We start from the raw sequence: 3,486 nt of genomic DNA, 5'->3' as shown, positions 1-3,486 counted from the left end.
GGGACGACACCAGCTCGTGCTGGGTGCGCGTGTCGAGCGCCTGGGCGGGCCAGGGGTATGGAAGTATCCAGATACCTCGCGTAGGTGATGAAGTGGTGATCGACTTCATCAACGGCGATCCCGATCGACCAATGGTAACGGGCCGCGTCTATAACGAAGGGAACATGCCACCATGGGGATTACCGGCGGCCGCAACCCAGATGGGATTTTATAGCCGTAGTAAGGATGGACATAAAGATACCGCCAACGCGCTGCGCTTTGAGGACAAAGCCGGTCACGAACAGATTTGGATCCATGCGGAAAAAAACATGGATACGGAAGTCGAGAGCTGTGAAACGCACCACGTGGGCGTCGATCGTCTGAAAGCGATTGGCCGTGACGAAAAAGTCACGATAAAGCGCAATCATCTGACGGAAACGGGTGAAAAACACGTCGTTAATGTCGGCAAGGATGAAACTGTGCTGACCATGGACAAAGAGGGTAATGCGCTGCTTGAGGCCAATACCAGCATTAAATTAAAGGTGAAAGACAACTATATATTGATTTCGCCCGACGCCATTGAAATTCAGGTAAAATCAGGGGATCTTCACGCCGAAAGCGAATTACAGGCGCTGTTTAAAGGCAACGAGCTGACCACGGTAGGCGACGGTAAAAATACCGAGATGAAAGCGAATGACACGGTAAGTATTACCGGAACGAACGTGGCTGATATCAAAGGCGCGATGGTTAAAATTAACAGTTAATGGCTGAGGAAAAATAAGTATGGGTATGCCTGCGGCCAGAGCATCCATCGATAAAGCCGCTCACGATGGCCCAATTCAGTGCGGGAGTCCTGACGTTATCATTGGAGGATTTCCTGCTGCCCGTAAAGGTGATTCGTTTTCCTGTACGCAGCACGGCAGCGGCATTATTGTCGGTGGTTCCGGCAGCGTGCTGGTTAACGGCGTATCGCTCGCCCGCCAGGGCGATAAAACCCAGTGTAACGCTGGCGGCGCATCAGCTCCTGCAAAACCTAAACCTGCGGCTCCGCAATACTGGGGCGGCTCGCTGGCTAAAAAGGCCGGTGAAGACGGTAAAATACATGGCGATCATTATGATGGTCGTATATTAAGCATCTGGAATAACGAAGAAGATAAAACGGAAGATGGACACTATGACACGGCTTCAATGGGCGTGGCATTAGAAGATTTAACGCTTGGCAATATGCAGAGCACGGATGTTCTGAAAGGAGAGTTGAGAAATAAAATAGGCGTGGTAAACGTCAATAGCACGGATTACGGATATTCGACTGATTTATCAGGGTTTAATACGGTAGCGACGGCGACTGGCGCGCAGTATGGTGCAACAGGCGCGTTAGGAAATCAGGGAACGCTATATTTAGGTGCTACGGGGGATGTCACATTAGGCACTGCCGAGGCCAAGGCCATCAGCGAATTTTATACGGGTGATAAAGGACGTTATGGTTTTTCTGGTGAGGTGGGCGCCGAGGCTGCAGCAGTAAAAGGAGAGCTGACAGGGAATGTTGATTTATATGGTATTTTGGTAACGGGTGGTAAAGTTGGTGGGAGTGCAGGGGCCGTTGGTGCCTCTGCTGGAGTAACCGGATATTGGGATGAGACAGACTATTCGGTGAATGTTAAAGCTTCAGGTGAATTAGCTTTAACTGTGGGCGTGAAAGTTGACGTGGATTTTAAACTTTCTTTTAAAAAGATAATAAGTTGGGGCTTTAAAGAAGGCGATGAGAAAAATATATCGGAGAAAAATGGCGATGGGGTAATTAGTACTGGTTGTAATACAGTGCTAATAGGTGATTGACTTTTAAATCGGTGGGTTAAGTATGTCTTGGTTAGGTTTTCTTATATTTTTAGCTATTTCTCTATGGTATGTGTGGAATGGAAAAGACAGTTTTTCTAAAAAAGATTGGTTTTTGTTTGCAGCTAAAGTAATTGGTGTATTAATTGGAACTGCTCTGTTTGGCAGGCTAATGTATAACATGATAACTTCATGGCACTTTATGCCCATGTCTGACGCAAAAAAACTCACTGCCTCTTTAGGCGGAGCATGTATCGCGGTACTTGGCAGTAAATTCTTGATAGTAGCACTTTGTTCCATCTTTTCAAATATCATGGGGTTTCATAAGGAATATAATACACAGAACTATGAAAAATTATCATCTTTTTCGAAAAGTGTTTCTCCGTCACTTCTTCTTTTCGTAAAGTGTTTAGTTTCCGCAGCATCTGCATTGATGCTTTATGGGATTTGGTTAGGTAGATAAAAAGGAGGGGGTTATGAGCAATTACATCAGCTACGACTTTCCGCTTGCCTCTCCTTTTACTAAAGAGGAAATGCAGCAGCGTTACTGGAAGTGTCTTTACACCTCTTCCAGTGAGAAGATGCTGCACTATTGGGTAGCCTTACCGCAAAGCCTGAAACCTGCTGAAATCAAACCGGTGGACTTCCCGGAAGTAGGGTTGGTGAATATTGGTCGTTACATTACATCCGACACTACGCCCTACCTTGAGGTTTGGGCAGCTTATGAGCGATGCGAGTGGGAAATGAACGCATCTGACTGGCTGTTTAAAAAACTGTCCATTATGGGTGAAAAGATCCTGCACCAGCGTTTAATTAATAATCCCAACGGTAGCGGCAAGTTTGCAGATGTATTAACAGTCAAAGTTCATGCCTCTGGTGATGAAGTCATCTCGCGCTATACCATACAAAAAGATTACAATCCTGCGGAAGGCGGCGGGAATTACTTCCTTTTGAAAGCTTCCTGCGCTTCACGAGATTATGCTGCGCTGGCTGATGATATCTTTTTTGTCGTGGTTAACTGGGATCTCTCAAATCGTAGCAATCTGGCGCTGGCTGAATTATTAACTACCGTTAATCTGGGAGCAGGAAGTTCGTTTAAAGTACCGTTATCCTGGAAAGCTAAAGTTATTTCAGAAAACAGAATGCTCATAGAGCATACTATCGAAAATGTTAATTATGGTGCGATAAATTTATACTTTTATCCTGACACTGTGGTTCACTCGGCAGAAGAAATTTTTGATAAATGTGCCGAGCGTTTTCATCAGCAGGATAATGGAATAACACTGGTAGCAAACGAGCTGGAGCCCATCCAAAATGATTTTAACAGCAATCTGAATATTGATTTATTTACGTGCACGGGCGAGATCACCAGCAGAGATGACCATATGCGCGCTTTTTATCAGGCATACGTTTTCAATAAAAATAACGTATGGGCATATATAGAATTAGTTGGCAGGCATCGTAACGTAAAAGACTATCATTTTGAAGAAAATAAGCGATGCCTGGAAATTATTTTCTCTACCATGCAGATCTCGGCTCATTAAGTTGATGTCTGTCTTTTAGACACCAATACGATAACCCTGCTCTTAAAAACACACTCCGTCTGACCCTACTAAATTTTATCCGCCCGGCGTCCCGCCGGGCCTGCCAGTCCGGGAAATTACTATGTTTGAT

Annotated in this window: 4 protein-coding genes; all 4 read left to right on the top strand. The window is 45.3% G+C overall.

Annotated features, from left to right (window positions below; translation table 11 throughout):
• A partial coding sequence (locus tag QCD69_RS22375; protein ID WP_301253564.1) for a type VI secretion system Vgr family protein occupies positions 1 to 743 on the top strand: 743 nt, incomplete at its 5' end.
• A 19-nt stretch (positions 744 to 762) separates the two neighbouring features.
• Positions 763 to 1,815, top strand: coding sequence for a PAAR domain-containing protein (locus QCD69_RS22370; protein WP_301253563.1), 1,053 nt, complete (start codon positions 763 to 765; stop codon positions 1,813 to 1,815).
• 22 nt (positions 1,816 to 1,837) lie between these two features.
• Positions 1,838 to 2,275, top strand: coding sequence for a hypothetical protein (locus QCD69_RS22365; protein WP_301253562.1), 438 nt, complete (start codon positions 1,838 to 1,840; stop codon positions 2,273 to 2,275).
• 13 nt (positions 2,276 to 2,288) lie between these two features.
• A complete protein-coding gene (locus tag QCD69_RS22360; protein ID WP_301253561.1) occupies positions 2,289 to 3,356 on the top strand; it encodes a hypothetical protein in 1,068 nt (355 codons plus the stop codon).
• Positions 3,357 to 3,486: the final 130 nt, after the last annotated feature.

The organism is Erwinia sp. PsM31 (assembly GCF_030433775.1).
Lineage (GTDB): Bacteria > Pseudomonadota > Gammaproteobacteria > Enterobacterales > Enterobacteriaceae > Erwinia > Erwinia aeris.
Note: the sequence above shows the minus strand (reverse complement) of the source record. Positions and strands in the feature narration are given on the sequence as shown.

Bases quoted from the DNA above. Each gene is read 5' to 3' on its own strand.
- QCD69_RS22370 (WP_301253563.1), top strand. From the start codon at position 763: ATGGGTATGCCTGCGGCCAGAGCATCCATCGATAAAGCCGCTCACGAT.
- QCD69_RS22360 (WP_301253561.1), top strand. From the start codon at position 2,289: ATGAGCAATTACATCAGCTACGACTTTCCGCTTGCCTCTCCTTTTACT.
- QCD69_RS22365 (WP_301253562.1), top strand. From the start codon at position 1,838: ATGTCTTGGTTAGGTTTTCTTATATTTTTAGCTATTTCTCTATGGTAT.